Annotated in this window: 14 protein-coding genes; 7 read left to right on the forward strand and 7 right to left on the reverse strand. The window is 43.9% G+C overall.

Annotated elements, in window-relative coordinates; genetic code table 11:
- Window positions 1-257 precede the first annotated feature (257 nt).
- Window positions 258-1,973 (reverse strand): ABC transporter ATP-binding protein, encoded by a 1,716-nt coding sequence (locus RAM70_RS05315; protein ID WP_312672640.1) that lies wholly within the window; start codon window positions 1,971-1,973, stop codon window positions 258-260.
- Between the two features lie 211 nt (window positions 1,974-2,184).
- Here RAM70_RS05315 and RAM70_RS05320 point away from each other — a divergent pair, with 211 nt between their 5' ends.
- Complete coding sequence (locus RAM70_RS05320) at window positions 2,185-2,400, forward strand: hypothetical protein (RefSeq protein WP_312672641.1); 216 nt, start codon at window positions 2,185-2,187, stop codon at window positions 2,398-2,400.
- Window positions 2,401-2,483: 83 nt separating this feature from the next.
- Here RAM70_RS05320 and aroA read toward each other — a convergent pair whose 3' ends face one another.
- A complete protein-coding gene (aroA, locus tag RAM70_RS05325) occupies window positions 2,484-3,824 on the reverse strand; it encodes a 3-phosphoshikimate 1-carboxyvinyltransferase (RefSeq protein WP_190380847.1) in 1,341 nt (446 codons plus the stop codon).
- Window positions 3,825-4,086: 262 nt separating this feature from the next.
- Here aroA and RAM70_RS05330 point away from each other — a divergent pair, with 262 nt between their 5' ends.
- From RAM70_RS05330 to RAM70_RS05340, 3 genes are all read left to right on the forward strand, one after another.
- The gene (locus RAM70_RS05330) at window positions 4,087-4,629 is read left to right on the forward strand and encodes a peroxiredoxin (protein ID WP_190380848.1); all 543 of its coding nucleotides are present in this window, start codon (window positions 4,087-4,089) and stop codon (window positions 4,627-4,629) included.
- A gap of 11 nt (window positions 4,630-4,640) precedes the next feature.
- A complete protein-coding gene (locus RAM70_RS05335; RefSeq protein ID WP_288000406.1) occupies window positions 4,641-4,856 on the forward strand; it encodes a hypothetical protein in 216 nt (71 codons plus the stop codon).
- 214 nt (window positions 4,857-5,070) lie between these two features.
- The gene (locus RAM70_RS05340) at window positions 5,071-6,411 is read left to right on the forward strand and encodes an AAA-like domain-containing protein (protein WP_312672642.1); all 1,341 of its coding nucleotides are present in this window, start codon (window positions 5,071-5,073) and stop codon (window positions 6,409-6,411) included.
- Between the two features lie 482 nt (window positions 6,412-6,893).
- Here RAM70_RS05340 and RAM70_RS05345 read toward each other — a convergent pair whose 3' ends face one another.
- Window positions 6,894-7,988 (reverse strand): WD40 repeat domain-containing protein, encoded by a 1,095-nt coding sequence (locus RAM70_RS05345; RefSeq protein ID WP_312672643.1) that lies wholly within the window; start codon window positions 7,986-7,988, stop codon window positions 6,894-6,896.
- A gap of 430 nt (window positions 7,989-8,418) precedes the next feature.
- On the opposite strand from RAM70_RS05345, the gene RAM70_RS05350 reads away from it, so the two are divergent.
- Window positions 8,419-9,549 (forward strand): glycosyltransferase family 4 protein, encoded by a 1,131-nt coding sequence (locus RAM70_RS05350; protein ID WP_312672644.1) that lies wholly within the window; start codon window positions 8,419-8,421, stop codon window positions 9,547-9,549.
- 146 nt (window positions 9,550-9,695) lie between these two features.
- On the forward strand, window positions 9,696-10,766 hold the full coding sequence (locus tag RAM70_RS05355; RefSeq protein ID WP_312672645.1) for a glycosyltransferase family 4 protein: 1,071 nt from the start codon (window positions 9,696-9,698) through the stop codon (window positions 10,764-10,766).
- Window positions 10,767-11,061: 295 nt separating this feature from the next.
- On the opposite strand, the gene RAM70_RS05360 is transcribed toward RAM70_RS05355, so the two are convergent.
- Together RAM70_RS05360 and RAM70_RS05365 are read right to left on the reverse strand one after the other, a co-directional pair.
- Window positions 11,062-12,015, reverse strand: coding sequence for a DNA-methyltransferase (locus RAM70_RS05360; RefSeq protein ID WP_312672646.1), 954 nt, complete (start codon window positions 12,013-12,015; stop codon window positions 11,062-11,064).
- 273 nt (window positions 12,016-12,288) lie between these two features.
- Window positions 12,289-13,071 (reverse strand): MBL fold metallo-hydrolase, encoded by a 783-nt coding sequence (locus RAM70_RS05365; RefSeq protein ID WP_312672647.1) that lies wholly within the window; start codon window positions 13,069-13,071, stop codon window positions 12,289-12,291.
- A gap of 402 nt (window positions 13,072-13,473) precedes the next feature.
- On the opposite strand from RAM70_RS05365, the gene gnd reads away from it, so the two are divergent.
- Window positions 13,474-14,901: a decarboxylating NADP(+)-dependent phosphogluconate dehydrogenase gene (gene gnd, locus RAM70_RS05370; protein WP_045361801.1), complete on the forward strand. Its 1,428-nt coding sequence runs from the start codon at window positions 13,474-13,476 to the stop codon at window positions 14,899-14,901.
- A 300-nt stretch (window positions 14,902-15,201) separates the two neighbouring features.
- On the opposite strand, the gene rnhB is transcribed toward gnd, so the two are convergent.
- Complete coding sequence (gene rnhB / locus RAM70_RS05375; RefSeq protein ID WP_045361804.1) at window positions 15,202-15,828, reverse strand: ribonuclease HII; 627 nt, start codon at window positions 15,826-15,828, stop codon at window positions 15,202-15,204.
- Window positions 15,825-17,984, reverse strand: a complete 2,160-nt coding sequence (gene rne / locus RAM70_RS05380; protein WP_045361808.1) for a ribonuclease E — start codon at window positions 17,982-17,984, stop codon at window positions 15,825-15,827. The genes rnhB and rne overlap by 4 nt, the downstream gene beginning before the upstream one ends.
- Between the last annotated feature and the right edge of the window lie 79 nt (window positions 17,985-18,063).

Consider the following 18,063-nt stretch of genomic DNA (forward strand, 5'->3'; position numbering starts at 1 on the left):
GAAAATTCAGGTACTTTTTCCCTGAAAATTAGGTAATACTAAATCCGTTGAGTAACGCACAGAAAACGGGTTTCTCCGAGAAACCCGTTTTCTGCTCATGCAAGAGGCAAAAGGGGTCATAAATAATCAGTTTTTAATAACTGGATTTAGTATAATTGACCACCTGAAAATGGGTAAAACCCCACACCCCACACCCCACACCCCACACCCTGCCACCAGGAAAAACTTTTTGCCGCAAACCCTAGATAGCCTCAAGGCTAAATCCTCTGAAAACAATCGGCAATTTCCTGGGGAGTTAAAAGAGAATTAGGATAACCGGAAAGTTGTCCTAATTTTTGTGCTAATAAAACTGCTTGGGGTGGAGTTAGATAGGTTTTGGCTAAGAGATCGGTTTGATGATAAGCTTGCCGGATTGGGGCATCTAAAAGGATGGTTCCTTGACCCATAATAATTACTCTTTCGGCGTATTCTGGCATTAAATAGAGGTGATGGGTGATAACAATCACCGTTTTGCCCATCTGGTGTAATTGACGACTCACCTCTAAAATTGCCTTAGCTCCTTGGTAATCTTGGCCGGTGGTGGGTTCATCGAAAACAACTATGCGCGGTTCCATGGCTAAAATTGCCGCAATCACTACCCGCGCTCGATCGCCTTTCGGTAAGGAGAGAGGATGATAGGAGCGATATTCTAGCAATCCCATGGCTTCTAGACTTGCTTCCGTGCGTTGGATGACGATTTCTGGGGAATAACCGAGATTAGTCAGGGCAAATGATACCTCTTTCTCGACAGTGGTGTTAAAAATCTGATTATCGGGATTTTGGGCTACATAACCGATCGATCGGGCTAAATCACTGACAGAAAAGCTATTGATCGAACGTCCATCAATCATAACTTGACCGGTGGTTGCCGAGAGAAGATTGAGAAAATGCTTGACTAAAGTGCTTTTTCCTGCGCCATTTTGACCGATAATCAGCAGATATTCCCCTTCGGCAATATCGAGGGACACATCCCGCAAGGCGGTAGTACCATCGGGATAGGTATGGCAGAGATTTTTTACCCTCAGTATGGGGTTTAAGGGGTCAGAAACCGACGATAAGGGAGGGGTTGGGGTTCTATGATGGTAAAAGGATTTAAGCTCGTTTAAACGGGCAAAACTGCGGTCTAGGGTGACAGGAATAGAATTTATCGCCCCGATTTTTTGATCGATCAAAGCAAAAGTAGTGGCCACTTGCGGGGGACGCAGGGCATTTTCCTGTAAAAGTTGTACTTGGGAGTAGATCTCTGCTGGGGTTCCCATGGCTTCGATCGCACCTTCCCTTAATAGTACGAGGCGATCGGCATATTCGGCCATTTCCTCGGCCGCGTGGGAGACCATCACAATGGTGACACCGAGATGGCGATTTAATTCCTTAATGGTGGCGAAAACTTCTTGGGATCCCACCGGATCCAGTTGGGAGGTGGGTTCATCGAGAATTAACAAAGCGGGCTGAACTGCGAGAGCGGCGGCGATCGCTAATCGTTGTTTTTGTCCTCCCGATAGTTCCCCCGGGGATTTTTTTTCCATTCCCTCTAACCGGACTGCCGCTAAAACTTTGGGAATACGCGCTTTAATTTCCTCTCGCGGTAGCCGTAAATTTTCTAAGGTAAAAGCGATTTCATTTTCTATAGAAGTGGCTAAAAGTTGCGTTTCCGGATCTTCAAATACTGCCCCCACATAGCGGGCCAAGGTGCTAACGGGATGGGTTAAAGTGTCTAAACCGGCTACTGTTGCATAACCAAAAAAACGCCCTCCGTAAAATTGGGGGACAATACCGTTAAGAGTTAAACAGAGAGTAGTTTTTCCCGCACCTGTGGGCCCGATAATACCTAAAAATTCTCCTCGATGAATTGCTAAAGAGATATTTTTAAGCACTAGATTGGAGGATTCGGGATAAATATAGGAAACTTTCTCTAATTGGGCGATGATTTCCATTATCGGTGGGGAATAGAAGACGGGGGTGGAGTAGATAGGGAGATATTTTTCAGGGAAATTTGAATGAGGGACGCTTCTATTTTCCGCTATTTCGATCGATGAACTCGATTATCACACAGGTAGCCCACTACTCTGTCAATTTTAAAACGATGGCAAGATTTAAGCTAAGACGTATTTAAAGGCTGCATCTCATTTTTGTAAATCTACTTAGTTGGGATTTTTAAAGGGAAACTATCTTCTAAAATTGGTCATTGCTTCCGATTTTACCACTCAATCCAAGCCTTTGGGGGGTTCTACCCCCCAAACCCCCCGTTGGGGGCGTGGCGCGGTCACTGAGCGTGTCGAAGTGCCGCCCCCAAACCCCCCGCGCATTAGTTTTTCGGTGGGATGCTTACACGCAGCTGTTGATACATTTGTCATCATTTAAGAGTCACTGATAATTGCTGATTTTCAGAAATACTGAAAATGTACCAGTTACCCCTCGCCCGTTCGCATAAAAACTTAATATTTTCACTCTTGACAAATTTGCTGTAAGGTGCTAACAAAATCGGGGTAGGAAATGCCGGCCGCTTCAGCGCGATGGATAGTGGTGGGTTGACGGCAATTGAGGGCAGCGATCGCTAGACTCATGGCAATGCGATGATCGGTAAAACTGTCCACTTCCGTGCCGAATAGGCCTGTACCGCCGGTAATCTCTAAACCATCGGGTAATTCCCTTACTTTTGCCCCTAGGCGATCGAGTTGGGTGGCCATCACCGTCAGGCGATCGCTTTCCTTCACCCGTAATTCCTCGGCATCCTTGATAATTGTCGTTCCTTGGGCAAAAACCGCCGCTACTGCCAAAATCGGAATTTCATCGATCAGACGGGGTATAATCTCACCGGCGATCGTGGTTGCCTGTAGTGGACTGGATTTCACCCGCAGATCCGCCACCGGTTCCCCCGTCACTACCCGTTGATTTTCGAGGGTGATATCTGCTCCCATTGCCTGTAAAACCTGTAAAACTCCGGTTCTAGTCGGGTTTATTCCCACATTTTCGATTAATAACTCAGAATTAGGCACGATTGCCCCCGCTACCAACCAAAAAGCCGCCGAACTGATATCCCCCGGTACGATCACCGTTTGTCCAGTTAAAGTGGGATAACCCGTCACCGTGACGCTATTAGTCTCCCCATCCACCTCAATATTTGCCCCAAAAGCGCGCAGCATCCGTTCACTGTGATCGCGAGATAAAGCGGGTTCCGTGATCGTAGTTTTCCCCTCGGTTAACAGTCCTGCGAGGAGAAGACAGGATTTCACCTGTGCAGAAGCAACGGGAGAATAGTAGTGGATCGGTTGCAGAGATTCCCCAGAAACGGCCAAAGGAGCCAAAGAATTGGCTTTTCTGCCCCAAATTTGCGCCCCCATTTCCTTGAGGGGTTTCACCACCCTGGACATGGGACGCGATCGCAGGGAAGCATCACCGGTGACGACAAAAAAACGGTCTTGATGACCAGCCAATAATCCTAACATTAAGCGGATCGTCGTGCCGGAATTGCCCGCGTCGAGGATTTCTAAGGGTTCCTCAAGATTGCCTAAACCCCTACCTTTGACGATCACTTTCTCGCTGTTGAGTTGGGAAATTTCCACACCCATGGCACGAAAACAACTAGCGGTACTGCGGGGATCTTCGCCCAATAATAACCCATGAATAACGGTTTCTCCTTCGGCGATCGCTCCTAACATCAGGGAACGATGGGATATGGATTTATCGCCTGGGATGGTGATTTTTCCCCGTAATCCCGTGATTTTGGCTGGATCGATGACTAAATCTTGATGGGATTGAAGGGGGTTAAGGGTGACAATAGACATGATCTTTAGGCAGATGAAGACAAGCTCGATCTATTTTCCCCCTTTACCTCGCCCTTTCCTTGTCAAGTTATGTAAAGAATATTAAGCTAGGGTGACAGTTGATTGTTCTGGTGTGACAGGAACAAGTGAATGGAACGAACCACAGAGACACAAAGGACACAGAGATCGATCGCTCCCGTATTAGGTTAAACTTATCACACCAAGAAACTGATAACTGATAACTGATAACTGATAACTGATAACTGATAACTGATAACTGATTATGTCTCGTCGTCAACTGTTGAGTTTTTTAAGCGTAGTAATTCTGGCATTTTTTGCCCTTATTCCCGATGCTAACGCTTTAGGTGGTTCCCAACCCCCTTTAAATCAACCGGCACCCGATTTTAGCCTACCGACTAACACGGGAGAAGGGAATATTTCCCTATCGGACTATCGGGGTAAGTGGGTAGTTTTGTATTTTTATCCCAAGGATTTTACCCCCGGCTGTACCCTAGAAGCGCGGCGTTTTCAGCAGGATTTGCCGAAATATAGGGCTAAAAATACGCAAGTTTTAGGGGTAAGTGCCGATGATGTCGATTCTCATGCGGAATTTTGTGACTCGGAGGGGTTAAAATTTCCCTTGTTGGCAGATACTACCGGAGATGTTAGTAAAGCTTATGGTTCTTGGATGGGTTATGTTTCCCTGCGTCATACCTATCTTATCGATCCCGATGGGATTTTAAAAGAGATTTATTTAGGGGTAAATCCTGCCATTCACAGCGCCGAAGTTTTAGCACGTTTAGAGGAATTACAGGCGAGTTCTTGAGATAATTGGTCTTGAATCTAGAAATTATCTTGATAAAAGCTACCCGCAGCCGATGGGATAAAAAAAATCCCGACCACGATTTTGTTATCGGTGGGGGATATAGATTAACAACCTTAACCGAGATAATCAGGACTAATTACAATCATCGTCCTTATCACCCTTACAGTCACGGTTTTGTAAAATTAGCGGCGAAGAGGAACGGTCAAAATGGTTATCTTGACTATTAACCGCTAAAGTGTGAGGAAGAGAACCTAACAGCAAGGAGACCACAACAAACAAGGTTAACGAGATTTTCATGGTTTTACTCCCTTAGACACCATCAGGTAATTGACCTATTTTTACCATAGGGTTTTTCCGCTCGGATGTCAGTCCCATTGCCAAGAGGGAAAAAGGGGTTAACATGGAAAAAAAGGGAATATAAGTAGAATAAAGTAGAACGGGATGAAACCACAGGGATGGGACGAGTTTCTCAAACATCTAGCTAGAGAATACGGTGTTCAAGGCAAATTAAAGGAGATTTTTTTAGTTCGTTTTGCCTACGAAAATTGGCGTAAACCGGATGAGGAAATTTGGGAAATGGCCGAGGCTGCCAGCCATGAAACCTATAAAAAACAAATGACTAAAATCTATAGCTATTTCTCGGCAGATAAAGATAATGGCTGTCCCGAACTAGAATTAGGTAGTAAAGGGCCGGGTAAGTTCCAAATCCTCCGGGAATGGTTCAAAGATCTCAAATATCCTCAATGGAAAAATCACCCCACCCCGATACTAGCAGAAAAATCAGTTATAGATACTTATATTAGCCGCCCTCCCGTCGAAAGCGACTGTTATCAAGAAATTAATCGTCCAGGGTCACTTATTCGCATTAAATCCCCCGAAAAGACTGGTAAAACTTCTCTGCTTAAACACCTGCTCGCTCAGGCAGATAGTTGGGGACATAGCACAGTTTATATTAATTGTCAAGTGGCAGAAAAGGCGATGTTTGCCAGTTTAGACCGATTTTGTCGCTGGTTTTCGGCCAATGTTAGCCGAGAATTGGGTTTAAAGCCGCAATTAGATGAATATTGGGATGAGGAACTATTTGGCAGTTTAATCAGTTGTCAAACCTATTTTCAGTCCTATCTTTTGGAACAGATTAACGGGCCGCTCTTTTTGGCCCTAGATAATTTAGACAGAATTTTCGAGTATCCCGACATCGCTAGGGATTTTCTGCCGCTGTTGCGCTGTTGGCACGAAGAAGCTAATAATTTAGAAATCTGGCAGAATTTGCGGTTAGCGATTGCTAATTCCACGGAAATCTATATTCAATTGGACGCTAATCAATCTCCCTTTAATGTCGGCCGTGCGATTAAATTACCCGGTTTTAGCCTCGAACAACTGGAAAACTTGGCTAGTAGCTACGGATTGCCTAAAAATGAAGATAATCAGCGTTTTCTTAGCGATTTAATTGCTCTAGTCGCTGGTCATCCCTATCTTAGCCGTTTGGCCCTGGAAGCGCGGGTGCGCGGGGAAAAAAATATTCTCCCTAATGCTGCTACCCAAGGGGGAATTTATGCGGCACACCTGCGTCATCACTGGGATAGTCTGCAAAAACAGCCGGAATTATTGACAGCGATGGGGGAAGTGGTTAATTCTTCCGATAAGGGAGCGCGATTAGAACCGATTACTGCCTATAAACTGGAAAGTATGGGTTTAATTCAGTTAAAAGGCGATCTAGCCCAGCCTAGCTGTCAATTATATCAGCTTTACTTCCGAGAGGAACAGACCGGCAGCGATCTCTAGTAGATAATTATACTAAATCCGTTGAGTACAGGCTACATATCAGGACAGGCACTCATGCAAAGGGGAATAAATAATCAGTTTTTAATAACCGGATTTAGTATCACATTTGCAGAAATATCGACAATCAGCAATTATCAGTGACTCTTAAATTATTACAAATATATCAGCAGCCGCGTGTAAGCATCCCACCGAAAAGCTCATGCGCTCCGGGGTTTGGGTAGGGTTGATTCATGAATCAACCCTACCATGAATCAACCCTACCATGAATCAACCCTACCATGAATCAACCCTACTATGAATCAACCCTACCATGAATCAACCCTACTATGAATCAACCCTAGGGGTTTGGGGGGTTCTACCCCCCAAAAGCTTGGATTGAGCAATAAAATCGGAAGTAACGATAAATTTTGCCAGATAGTTTCCCTTTAAAAATCCCAACTTAGTAGATTTACAAAAATGAGATGCACCCGCTCAAAGATTGTTCAACTTGCTAAAGATTGTAGTTCGGAAGTGCCATAAACTCTCACGATTTTGTCTTGGCAGGCCGTGGCGATATAATTACCGTCGGGACTAAAACAAACCGAATAGATTTTCTGGGGATGGGGAATAGAAATAATCGCTTTTCCTGCTTTTAAATCCCATAATTTTAAGCTTTTATCATCACCACCACTGGCTAATAGTTGATTATTAGGACTAACACTAACTGAATTGATATGATCACTATGTTCGCTGAGAGTTTTTACCTCTGTACCTCTTTTAATATCCCAGATTTTAATAGTTTTGTCTTTGCTGCCACTGGCTAAAAATTTGTTATTACTGCCGAAATCTACCGATAAAATACCTCCAAACCAATCGGAATGACCTTTTAAGGTAATACTGCTTCTTTCTCCCAGATTCCAAATAATTACCGTTTTGTCATTTTCGCCGCCACCACTGGCTAAAAGTTGACCATTTTGACTAAATTTAACTGTTAGGACTTTATCGCTATGACCTTGTAATGTGGACAGAATTTCTCCAGTTTTTACTGACCATATTTTCACCGTTTTATCTTCACTGCCACTAGCAATAATTTCCCCATCGGGATGAACAGCTACTGCTGTAACTTTGTCTTGGTGTCCCGTTAAGGTAGAGATTAATTTTTTAGTTTCTAGTGACCAAATTCTTACGGTTTGATCATCTCCTCCACTAATCAAAAATCCTTGACAGGGACTAAAAGCAACAGAATTGATTCTTTTATGTCTATGTCTTGAAAATATATCATCAATCTCCGAAACCTTTACTTGAGGAGGTTTTGAGAATATATCATTAATTTTAGGTATAGCGATTCCACCCTTATTTCCAAATATATTGCCAATCCCCTCCTCTAGATCTCCAAACATTTTATTGATATCATCTTCAAAAACTTGATCAATTTTTTTAGTTAAAGAAAACTTCTGATTTTTTCTCCATTCCCAGATTAGAATATTACTATCATCTCCAGCACTAGCCAAAAATTTACCATCTTGGGAAAAAGTTAGACATTTAACCTCACCTTCATGGCCTTCTAGGGATTTAAAAGATACTAAGCGATTAAACATAGTGAAAACATTAGTTAGTTAATCAAGATTTTTCGGCATTACCCGATGTTGGTTGTTCTGTAGGAGACTAAGCCATCCCTGAGATAACTTTTGAGAAATCTCCGCTCACCACAAGTACGGGGAAGCCATTCTTCCCTAATTATAACTAATTACAGCGTTTCTCGTCAAGGAGATTCATAGCTTATAAGTACCCGTTGACAATCATAGTAATAGGATGGGTGAGGGGACAATAATTGAAAAAATTGCCCGATAAATTAAGTATTCGCCGTAACCTAGCCCAAAAAGGCTGCTATTTAGGGACGTTATAGGGTAAGATTAACTATTAGGGTGGAGTTTATTGCCGATTTTAATCTTGTCCTAAGCGAGCAAAATTGACAATTGAATCTGTAATTTTAAAAATATCTATCCCGTCAATCTCATCTAACCACAAATGCTTAAAATTTTAGTTGATGGTACACCGATAAGACAAAATCCTAGTGGAATTGGATTATATGCTTATCACCTGATTGCCGAATTAGCTAAATTACAAAACCAAGAAAACTTTTCCCTGTCCCTCTGTTTTCAACCATCGGTAAAAAACTGGCTGCGGGGTAATCTTTCTATCCCCGAAACACTGCAATCCTATCCAGAGGTTAAATGTTTACCAATTCCCGTCAGTCTTAGCAATATCTTAACCAGATTTCCTAATCCTCTAATTCCCTATCTAGAAAACTTTCTTGATTCTCCCGATATTCTCCACGGATTGGATCATGTGGTGTATCCTTGTCGTCAGAGTCGCAAAGTTATGACTATTCATGATGTTACTTTTATTAAATATCCTGAGTTTGTCACGGGGATTGTCAAAACCTACACCCAACGGATTAAACAATCTCTACAATGGACAGATTTAGTTATTGCTAACTCCGCAAGTACCAAACGAGATATTATTGAATATTTAGATGTAACCCCAGAGAAAATTTTTGTTACTCCCCTCGCAAGTCGTTATTCTTCCCTCCCCAATTCTCCCTCATCTCTAACCATCACTAAACCCTATTTACTCTTTGTTAGTACCCTAGAACCACGAAAAAATATTATTAATCTTATCACCGCTTTTAACTATCTCAAGGACAGGTATAAATTAGACCATAATCTGATTCTGATTGGCAAAAAAGGATGGAAGTATCAACCAATTTTCGATAAAATATCTCAGTCTCCCTTTCGAGATAGTATCCAACATCTTGATTATCTTGCTGATGACTTAGTTGCGGATTATTATCAAAAAGCCGATGTTTTTGTCTATCCTTCTTTTTACGAAGGTTTTGGATTACCAGTTTTAGAAGCGATGACTTTAGGTTGTCCTGTCGTAACTGCTAATACTGCATCCTTACCCGAAGTCACGGGAGACTCGGCAATATTAATTAATCCCGATAATCCCCTAGAAATTGCCGCAGCAATCTATCAAGTTATTAGTGATACCTCTCTCCGTCAAGAATTAATCACGAAAGGAAAAAAACAAGCAGTAAAATTCTCTTGGCAAAAAACCGCACAAGCTACTATAAAAGCTTATCGTTTTCTTTTATAATAAGTAAGTAGTTATAATTAAATTGAAGATGGATACCCCCTTAATCCCCCCTTGATAAGGGGGGTGCGGATCCCCCCTTAATCCCCCCTTGATAAGGGGGGTATCTGACAACTTTTAACACCTACCTGCTTAACTAGCTAATATCTATGAATAGGAATAATCAATTATTAATCAATCTCGCTTTTCTCGGTACTAAATATACTGGATTGACTACCTATACTAAAAATCTAATTCCCCAATTAGCTAACTTAAATCCTACCCTAATCACTTCTAATAGTTACCCAGATTTTAACACCTATCCTGTCTCGGCAAACCTCACCCAAGAGCAGGGAACCAAAGGCAATATTAGGCGCTTAATTTGGACAGAAACCCAACTCTATCAAACCTATCAACAATTGCAGTCTTCCCTACTATTTACCCCCATTCCCGAAGCACCTATTTATGAAAATTGTCGCTATATTGTCACAGTCCATGATTTAATTCCCCTGCGATTTCCGAAATTTTCTCCCCTAACTTTTTATAATAAATACTATTTACCCCAAGTCCTGAAAAAAGCCACACATATTATCGCTGTTTCCCAAGCAACTGCCTCCGATATTCATAAGTTTTTTAACATACCTCTTGACAAAATAAACGTGATTCTTTCTGGATATGATTCTGATAATTTTCGTCCTCTAAATCTGGCGACTCGTCCCTATTTTATCTATCTTGGTCGTTATGATCCTCATAAAAATATCGCTCGTTTAATTACTGCTTTTTCCCAAATCGATCCCGAATATCAATTATTAATTGTCGGTCAATTTGACCCCCGTTTTACCCCTACTCTACAGCAACAGGTAGAAGCATTATCAATCTCTCAACGAGTGCAATTTTTAAACTATGTTTCCTATGAAGAATTGCCGCAACTTTTAAACCAAGCAACTGCTTTAGTTTATCCCTCCCTTTGGGAAGGTTTCGGATTACCTGTACTAGAAGCGATCGCCTGTGGAACTCCTGTGATTACTTCTAATCTTTCCTCTCTCCCGGAAGTCACAGGAGAGGCGGCAATTTTAATTAATCCCTATAGTATCGATGAGATGAGAGAGGCAATGCAGCAAATCGCCACCGATGAACAATTACGCCTAAAATTAAAGTCCCTCAGTCGTCAACGCGCCGAGCTTTTTAGTTGGGAAAAAACGGGACAAGAAACCGCCACAATTCTGCAAAGTTTTCTCTAAAAATGGTGATAAAAAAATTTATCAATCATTGCAGGATGGGTTAGACGGCACTAAGCATTAAGTAGTTGGACAAAAGTAAAGTTAACTGTGGGGTAAGGAGTCAGGAGTCAGGAGTCATACTAAATCCGTTGAGTAACGCACAGAAAACGGGTTTCTCGGAGAAACCAGTTTTCTACTCATGCAAAAGGCAACAGGGGGAATAAATAATCAGTTTTTAATAACCAGATTTAGCATCAACTCATAGTAGATGGATTCATGAATCCACCTACCTGGGGGGGAGATTTAGTATGACTTCCTATATATTATTGTGCCATTCTTCGGGAATTTGAGCGACTTTTTCTTGGCCAGTAGGCTGATGAATAGGTTTTCCTAAAGGACGAATTTTGAGATTTCCTTGCCAATAAGCGGCGATTCTTTCCTTGGCAATTTTCACATATTCTGCTTCTTTTTCACTCCCCATCACTCGACGATTGTGCATAATACTAGCAATCAGAGAAGTTCCAACCCCAGCAAAGGGATCAAAAACCCAATCCCCCTCATTTGTCAAGGCTAAAACACATCTTTCTACTAATTCGATTGGATATTGACAAGGATGAATAGTTTTCTCTGGATGATTAGATTTAACGTTAGGAATATCCCATAGTAACTCATCCCATTCTTGTGCTAAAAACTCCCAAACATCGCTGGGATTTTTTCCTAAAGGATTACCAGAGGGTTTACCGATATTTTTACCTTTAAAATGGCGCTTACCAGGGTATTTAGCGGGGATTCTCACCGGATCAAGATTAAAGATATATTTATCGGTTTTTGTCAACCACAAAATAGTTTCATACCTGCCAGAAAATCTTTTAGAGGTATGTAGTCCATGGCCAAAATGCCAGACAATTCTATTTCTTAAAAAGAAACCCATTTGTTTAAATAGCTGATAATAAAAAATATCTAAAGGATAAACTTCTCCCTCTTGAACGAAATTTCCCACCTGCCAGCAAATACTGCCATTATCTTGCAAGATTCTAGAGAATTCTCCCAGACTTTTGGTTTGGGTTTCCAGATAAGTATCCAAAGAGATTTTTTTTTCGTAGTCTTTTCCTAAATTGTAGGGAGGAGAAGTAATAATCAAGCTCACAGAATTATCTGGTATAGTCTTGATAAAATTATTGGTATCTCCTTGATAAAGAATTATTTCGGCATCAGGTTGATAAAAGTCTCGCACTGATTTTGACTGAGAAAATAAGGGCAACTGATTCATAGACAATTTAGCAGAGAAGAGCCACTTTTAATTAGGGTTTGCGGCAAAAAGTTTTTCCTGGGGGCAGGGTGTAGCCCCCCCAACCCCCCCGACATCGGGGGGGCAGGGGGGGTGTGGGGTTTTACCCATTTTACATCCAATATTCAAGAGAGCCAGTTTTTTCAAATAATTAATGTCATCTGTAGCCAGCAAAGATATAACAAAAATTCTACTTTTTTAGATAAAAATCGGGAAGAAAGTTTTAACTTTTTTCTATTCTTCCCTCAATTGAGATTAGCTCAAACCAGGGACGCACTCGCCTAATTCCACCGTAAAAGGCTGCCAGGGACGAGGATCAATTACTTTTGTCGGCAAAGCATGGGATGTTAATAATTCTTGAAAAGATTCGGGACTACCCCCAGCACTTAACACCGCCATCAATAAACCTTTAAACTCAATATCACCACCGGCAGCCGTAGAAATAATATATTGGGGCTGCAAGCGTTGACAGACTGCTAAGGCGCTTTCTTGTCCTTTGATTACCGGTCCGAGGAAAGGTATTTTTAAGTCAATCAAAGGGGTGATAATCACGGAGATTTTCCCGAGAGAATCGAGGCTAGGAGAATGATAACCGTGGGGTTCGTAGTAGATACTCTGATTTGTCGCTAATTCCTTGATAACATAACCATTTTCCACCAGAGTCGGCCCGACTGGAGAACCGGGGACAGCAGTAATTTTGATCGCATTGTCAAAGATATAACTAGCACCGTGGGTTAAAGGGATGCGATGGGTATAATTGAGCGCTCGAACGACTTTTTCGGCATTAGGAGAAGCTACCACGGGAATTTGGCGATCGAGTACCTGTAAAGTAGGAGGATGGGCGTGATCTTCTAAACCTTGGGAGAGAAGAATCAGATCGATATGTTCGGGAATGGCATGATTAGCGGTTTTTTTGCCCTCAAATAGCCAAGTTAAATTACCAAAAGTCAGGGAACCTACCAACCAAGGATCGAGAAGCAGGCGTTTTCCCCCGATTTCGATTAACCAAGAATTACTATCAAGCCAAGTTAACTGCATATAACAAGAATGAGGATTTTCTTAATTTAATTTAACATTAGCATTAACTTTTCTGCGCTTGGGGGTTTTTCAGTCATCAGTGAAAACACAGCACTGTTAATGCCATTTATAGCAGTTATCTTAATGGTGAGGCAGGAAGTCTCTGGTTTTAGGGAACGGGCAACAGTAGCCAGTCGTCAGGGGGTGATACCAAATTAGGTTACACTTCATCTTGAGGAGAAACGCTGTCACACTCCTCACTCAATGCCGGTCACTGAAAACCCAAATCTGATCACTGATTACTGATTACTGATCACTGATCACTGATTAGTCAAGGCTTAAGAAATAGGGAAAGTTTAGCTATCTTAGGGAAAGTAGGCGCTAAAAGGGGAGGAAGAACGCATCAGCCGAGACTGAATTTCTATGACTAAACGTACCTTCGGTGTTATCGGACTAGCTGTCATGGGAGAAAATCTCGCTCTCAATGTGGAGAGTCGGGGTTTTCCTATAGCTGTTTACAATCGCACCGCCAGCAAAACTAAAGAATTTATGGAAACTCGCGCCGTCGGCAAAGATGTCAAGGCGGCCTATAGTTTAGAAGAATTCGTCCAAATTTTAGAGCGTCCCCGCAAAATCCTGGTCATGGTAAAAGCTGGCCCGCCGGTGGATGCCGTGATTGAACAATTAAAACCCCTTCTCGAAGAAGGAGATATGATTATCGATGGCGGTAACTCCCTCTACGAGGACACGGAAAGACGCACCCGGGACCTAGAATCGACCACTAAACTCGGTTTTGTCGGCATGGGAGTCAGTGGTGGCGAAGAAGGCGCTCTGCACGGTCCTTCCCTGATGCCGGGGGGTACAGAGTTCGCCTATCGGGAATTAGAGCCGATTTTAACCAAAATTGCCGCCCAAGTCGATGATGGTCCCTGTGTCACCTATGTGGGATCCGGGGGGGCGGGCCATTATGTGAAAATGGTTCACAATGGCATCGAGTACGGCGATATGCAGTTAATTGCGGAAGCCTACGATGTGCTGAAAAATGGTCTAGGACTAAGCAATCAGCAGTTACAGGAAACTTTCGCCGAGTGGAACCGCACCGATGAGCTTAATTCTTATTTAATTGAAATTACCGCCGATATCTTTAAGTATGTTGACCCAGAAACCGGTCATCATTTGGTAGATTTAATCTTGGATTCGGCGGGACAAAAGGGAACAGGACGCTGGACCGTGTTAAGTTCCTTGGAGTTGGGGGTGCCAATTCCGACCATTTATGCTGCGGTTAATGCTCGCGTTATGTCCGCTTATAAGGATGAACGGGTGGCAGCCTCAAAAGAGTTACCCGGACCTGGGGAAACCTATCCGGGGGATGCGGCACTATTTGTGGATAAGGTGCGTGATGCTCTTTACTGCTCGAAAATGTGTTCCTATGCCCAGGGTATGGCCTTAATCGCTAAAGCTTCTCAGGAGTTTAACTATAATATCAGTCTGCCGGAATCGGCCCGCATCTGGAAGGGCGGCTGTATTATTCGCGCCGGTTTCTTGGATAAAATTCGCAAAGCTTTTGCGGAAAATCCGGGGCTGCCGAATTTGTTGTTAGCACCGGAATTTAAGCAAAGTATCCTCGATCGCCAAGAAGCCTGGCGTGAGGTGTTAGTCTTGGCTAATAAGTTGGGAATTCCCGTCCCGGCTTTTAGTTCTTCTTTGGACTATTTTGATAGTTATCGTCGGGCTAATTTACCGCAAAATCTCACCCAAGCACAACGGGATTATTTTGGCGCTCATACCTATGAACGTACCGATAAACCCAGAGGTGAGTTTTTCCATACGGAATGGATGACTGAATTGTAAAGCCATCTGATATCTTCTCCCCTTTTTATTTACGTTAAAAAGGGGAATTTTTGGCGATATTTTTCTGATTAAGAGTTAATAAGTACCTAAGCAAAATTAATTACACATATCTAACCACCTCTTGCCTCTTGCCTCTTGCCTCTTGCCTATCTTCACTAGGAAATTAATTTTGCACGACTACTTACCAAATCCGTTTTTAATAGTGTGATTAACTCTCAAGTTATGAATTGTTTCTCCCCACACCCCACACCCCACACCCTGCCACCAGGAAAAACTTTTTCAGCATACCCTAACTATCGGTTAAGAAATTTCGATAACCCTTGGGCAAATTGTTCGGCAGTCATGCTCCAACCTCGGTTGACAGGGACTAAAAGAGAGCCGGTGCTGAGAAGTAACTCCATAGTTGCCAATCGCTTCTAGGTGTTGAGCAGTGCCATAACCCTTGTGACGAGCGAGTCCATAATCGGGATAGCGTCGGTGCCAACGAGTAATTAAGTCATCGCGCCAGACTTTGGCCACGATACTGGCCGCCGCAATTACCGGGGATTGTTGATCTCCCTGAATTACCGCCTTTTGGGGGATTGACAAATCTTTAATAATGTGCTTGCCATCGACCCAGCAGAGACTGGGGGAAAGGGGTAATTTCCCGATAGCTCTGCTCATCGCCAGTAGGGAGGCATGAAAAATATTCAAGCGATCGATCTCTTTCACCGTAGCATAACCGATGCGACAAACAAAATCCCGTTGTATTTGCCGGCTCAACTTTTGCCGTTTTTGGGGGCTAAGTTGCTTACTATCCTTCACCCCCAACTCCCACAGCCGTGCAAAACCAGAGGGGACAGTGACCACTACCGCCGCCACCACGGGGCCAAATAAAGCCCCGCGCCCCACCTCATCGACACCGGCAATTAAGGGTTCTGCGCTCATGACTCATCGACAGTGGCGGAGGAACGACGACGACGACGACGCAGCACCGCGGTTTCAGGCTCTAGTTGTGGCTCCTCTGTCACCTCGGCGCTCACCGGGGTCTCGAAAGGAATGACTTCACCCAGAAAAACTGGAGTTTCGGACGCAATCGGTTGGGGCGTAAAAGTCACTGGCGCACTAGCTTCTTGGCCGATTTCCTGACTAACTTCGCTAGTGGTGGAACGACGACGACGGCGCACCAAGGAGCGATTTTCGGCTTCCTCGGCGGTTTCCGTCGCTTCTACCGGGGTGTCCTCGACTTCTAGGGTAGGAGTCAAGGATATTTCAGGAGTAACAGGCATTTCTGGGTTTTCCGCTTCTCTTTCCCCTGGCAGTTTCACGGAAACAATCACCGATTTCGGGTCTTTAAACTCCTTATCCACCAGAATCAGGGGAGAAATGCCCATTAAAGAATAAACTTCCTGTTCTACGGGGGTCATTTCCACGGAAACCCGCTCCCGTTCGCTGACGGGGATATTTTTGCCCGCGCTGGCATCTTCTCCCCGTTTCGAGAGACGGGCGGGGCGTTCTCGTTTTTCCTCAAAGCGTTGTGGTTCTGATTCTGGCTCGATTTCGTTGTTAACACCGTTAGTAGAGGCTTTTTCGCCCCGTTCCTCTTTTAGCAACAGTTCCGAGGGACGACGACGACGACGACGGCGAGAATTATTAACCTGTTCTTGATAGTTGGGGTGGAAGGAAAGATCCATCCCTTGGGCGGTTTCTTCGGCCTCAAATTCGGAGAAAACTTCTAGATAGGGTTCGGCCGCCGCAACGCTAGGAGCGCTCTTATCAGGTAGAACTTTTGTATTAGTCGGAGCAATGACAAAGGTTTCTTTTTCGGTGCGGCTAAGGGTGGGGGTTTCTAGGGCGATGGCGTTGCCTTCTCCGGGTAGATGGGCTAAATGGCCCAGTCCGCCGCAATGGTCACAGGTTTTGCCGAATAATTCATAAATGTTTTTCCCCTGACGCTTACGAGTTAATTCCACTAACCCCAATTCCGATAATTGGGCAATCTGGGGCCGGGCCTTATCGCTTTTCAGGGCCTTATTAAACAATTCCAACAGTTTCAACTGGTCGCGACGGGAATCCATATCGATGAAGTCCACCACCACCACGCCGCCGATATTTCTCAAGCGCAGTTGTCGGGCGATTTCTGTGGCGGCCTCGCTATTAGTCCAGAGTACGGTTTCTCGGGCCGTGGCCGAACGGGTAAAGGAACCGGAGTTAACATCAATTACCGTTAAAGCTTCCGTCGGTTCGATGATAATGTAGCCGCCGGAGGGTAAATCAACCCGGGGTTTCAGGGCCTCGCGAATGGCAGCGTTAACCCGGAAATAGTCGAGAATTGGCTGGGTTTCCCGATGGGAGTCGATATAAACCCCTTCGAGAGCTTTGCCGCCGCCCCAGTTCGTCAATTGCTGTTTAACTCGTTTTACCGCCATCGGGTTATCAACAACAATGCGATTGACATCGGCACTGTACATATCCCGCAAAACCCTTTGAATAAAGTCATCATCGCGGTTAAGCAGGGCCGGGGCCCTGGTGCTGACGGCCATCTGTTGGATGCTCTCCCACTGTTTTTGCAGAAATTCCAAATCCTCGATAATCGCCTCTTCCGCTTTGCCTTCGGCCTCGGTGCGTACCAGCAACCCCATCCCCGCCGGTTTGACCAAAATCGCTAAAGCTCGTAAACGGGAGCGCTCGTCTTCACTGCGGATGCGACGGGAAAGATTCACCCCGCGACCATTGGGCATCAATACCAGATAACGACCGGGAAGAGTGACATTTCCCGTTAGCCGCGGTCCCTTGTTACCGGTTGGTTCCTTCATTACCTGTACCAGCACTTTTTGCTGGGGGGCCAGTAATTCGGTGATAGCACCGGCGGTTTTTTTCAGTCTTAAGGGGCCTAGGTCGGTGACATGAATAAAGCCATTGCGTTCCGCATCGCCAATATTGACAAAGGCCGCATCTATCCCGGGGATGACATTTTCTACTAATCCTAGATAGATGTCGGCCACCTGCTGATTACCTGTGGCTACAACTAATTCCTGAATTTGATCTTCCCAAAAAACAGCCGCTATATGGTGTTGTTCGGCTATGATTATTTGTTTTGGCATTCAATTTCCTCAATCTTTCGGTTTCAAAAGCGACGGACCATGGGCTATTTGTCTATGCTTTGAGGCTACTTCTGGAAAT

It is taken from the genome of Microcystis wesenbergii NRERC-220, assembly GCF_032027425.1.
GTDB lineage: Bacteria > Cyanobacteriota > Cyanobacteriia > Cyanobacteriales > Microcystaceae > Microcystis > Microcystis wesenbergii_A.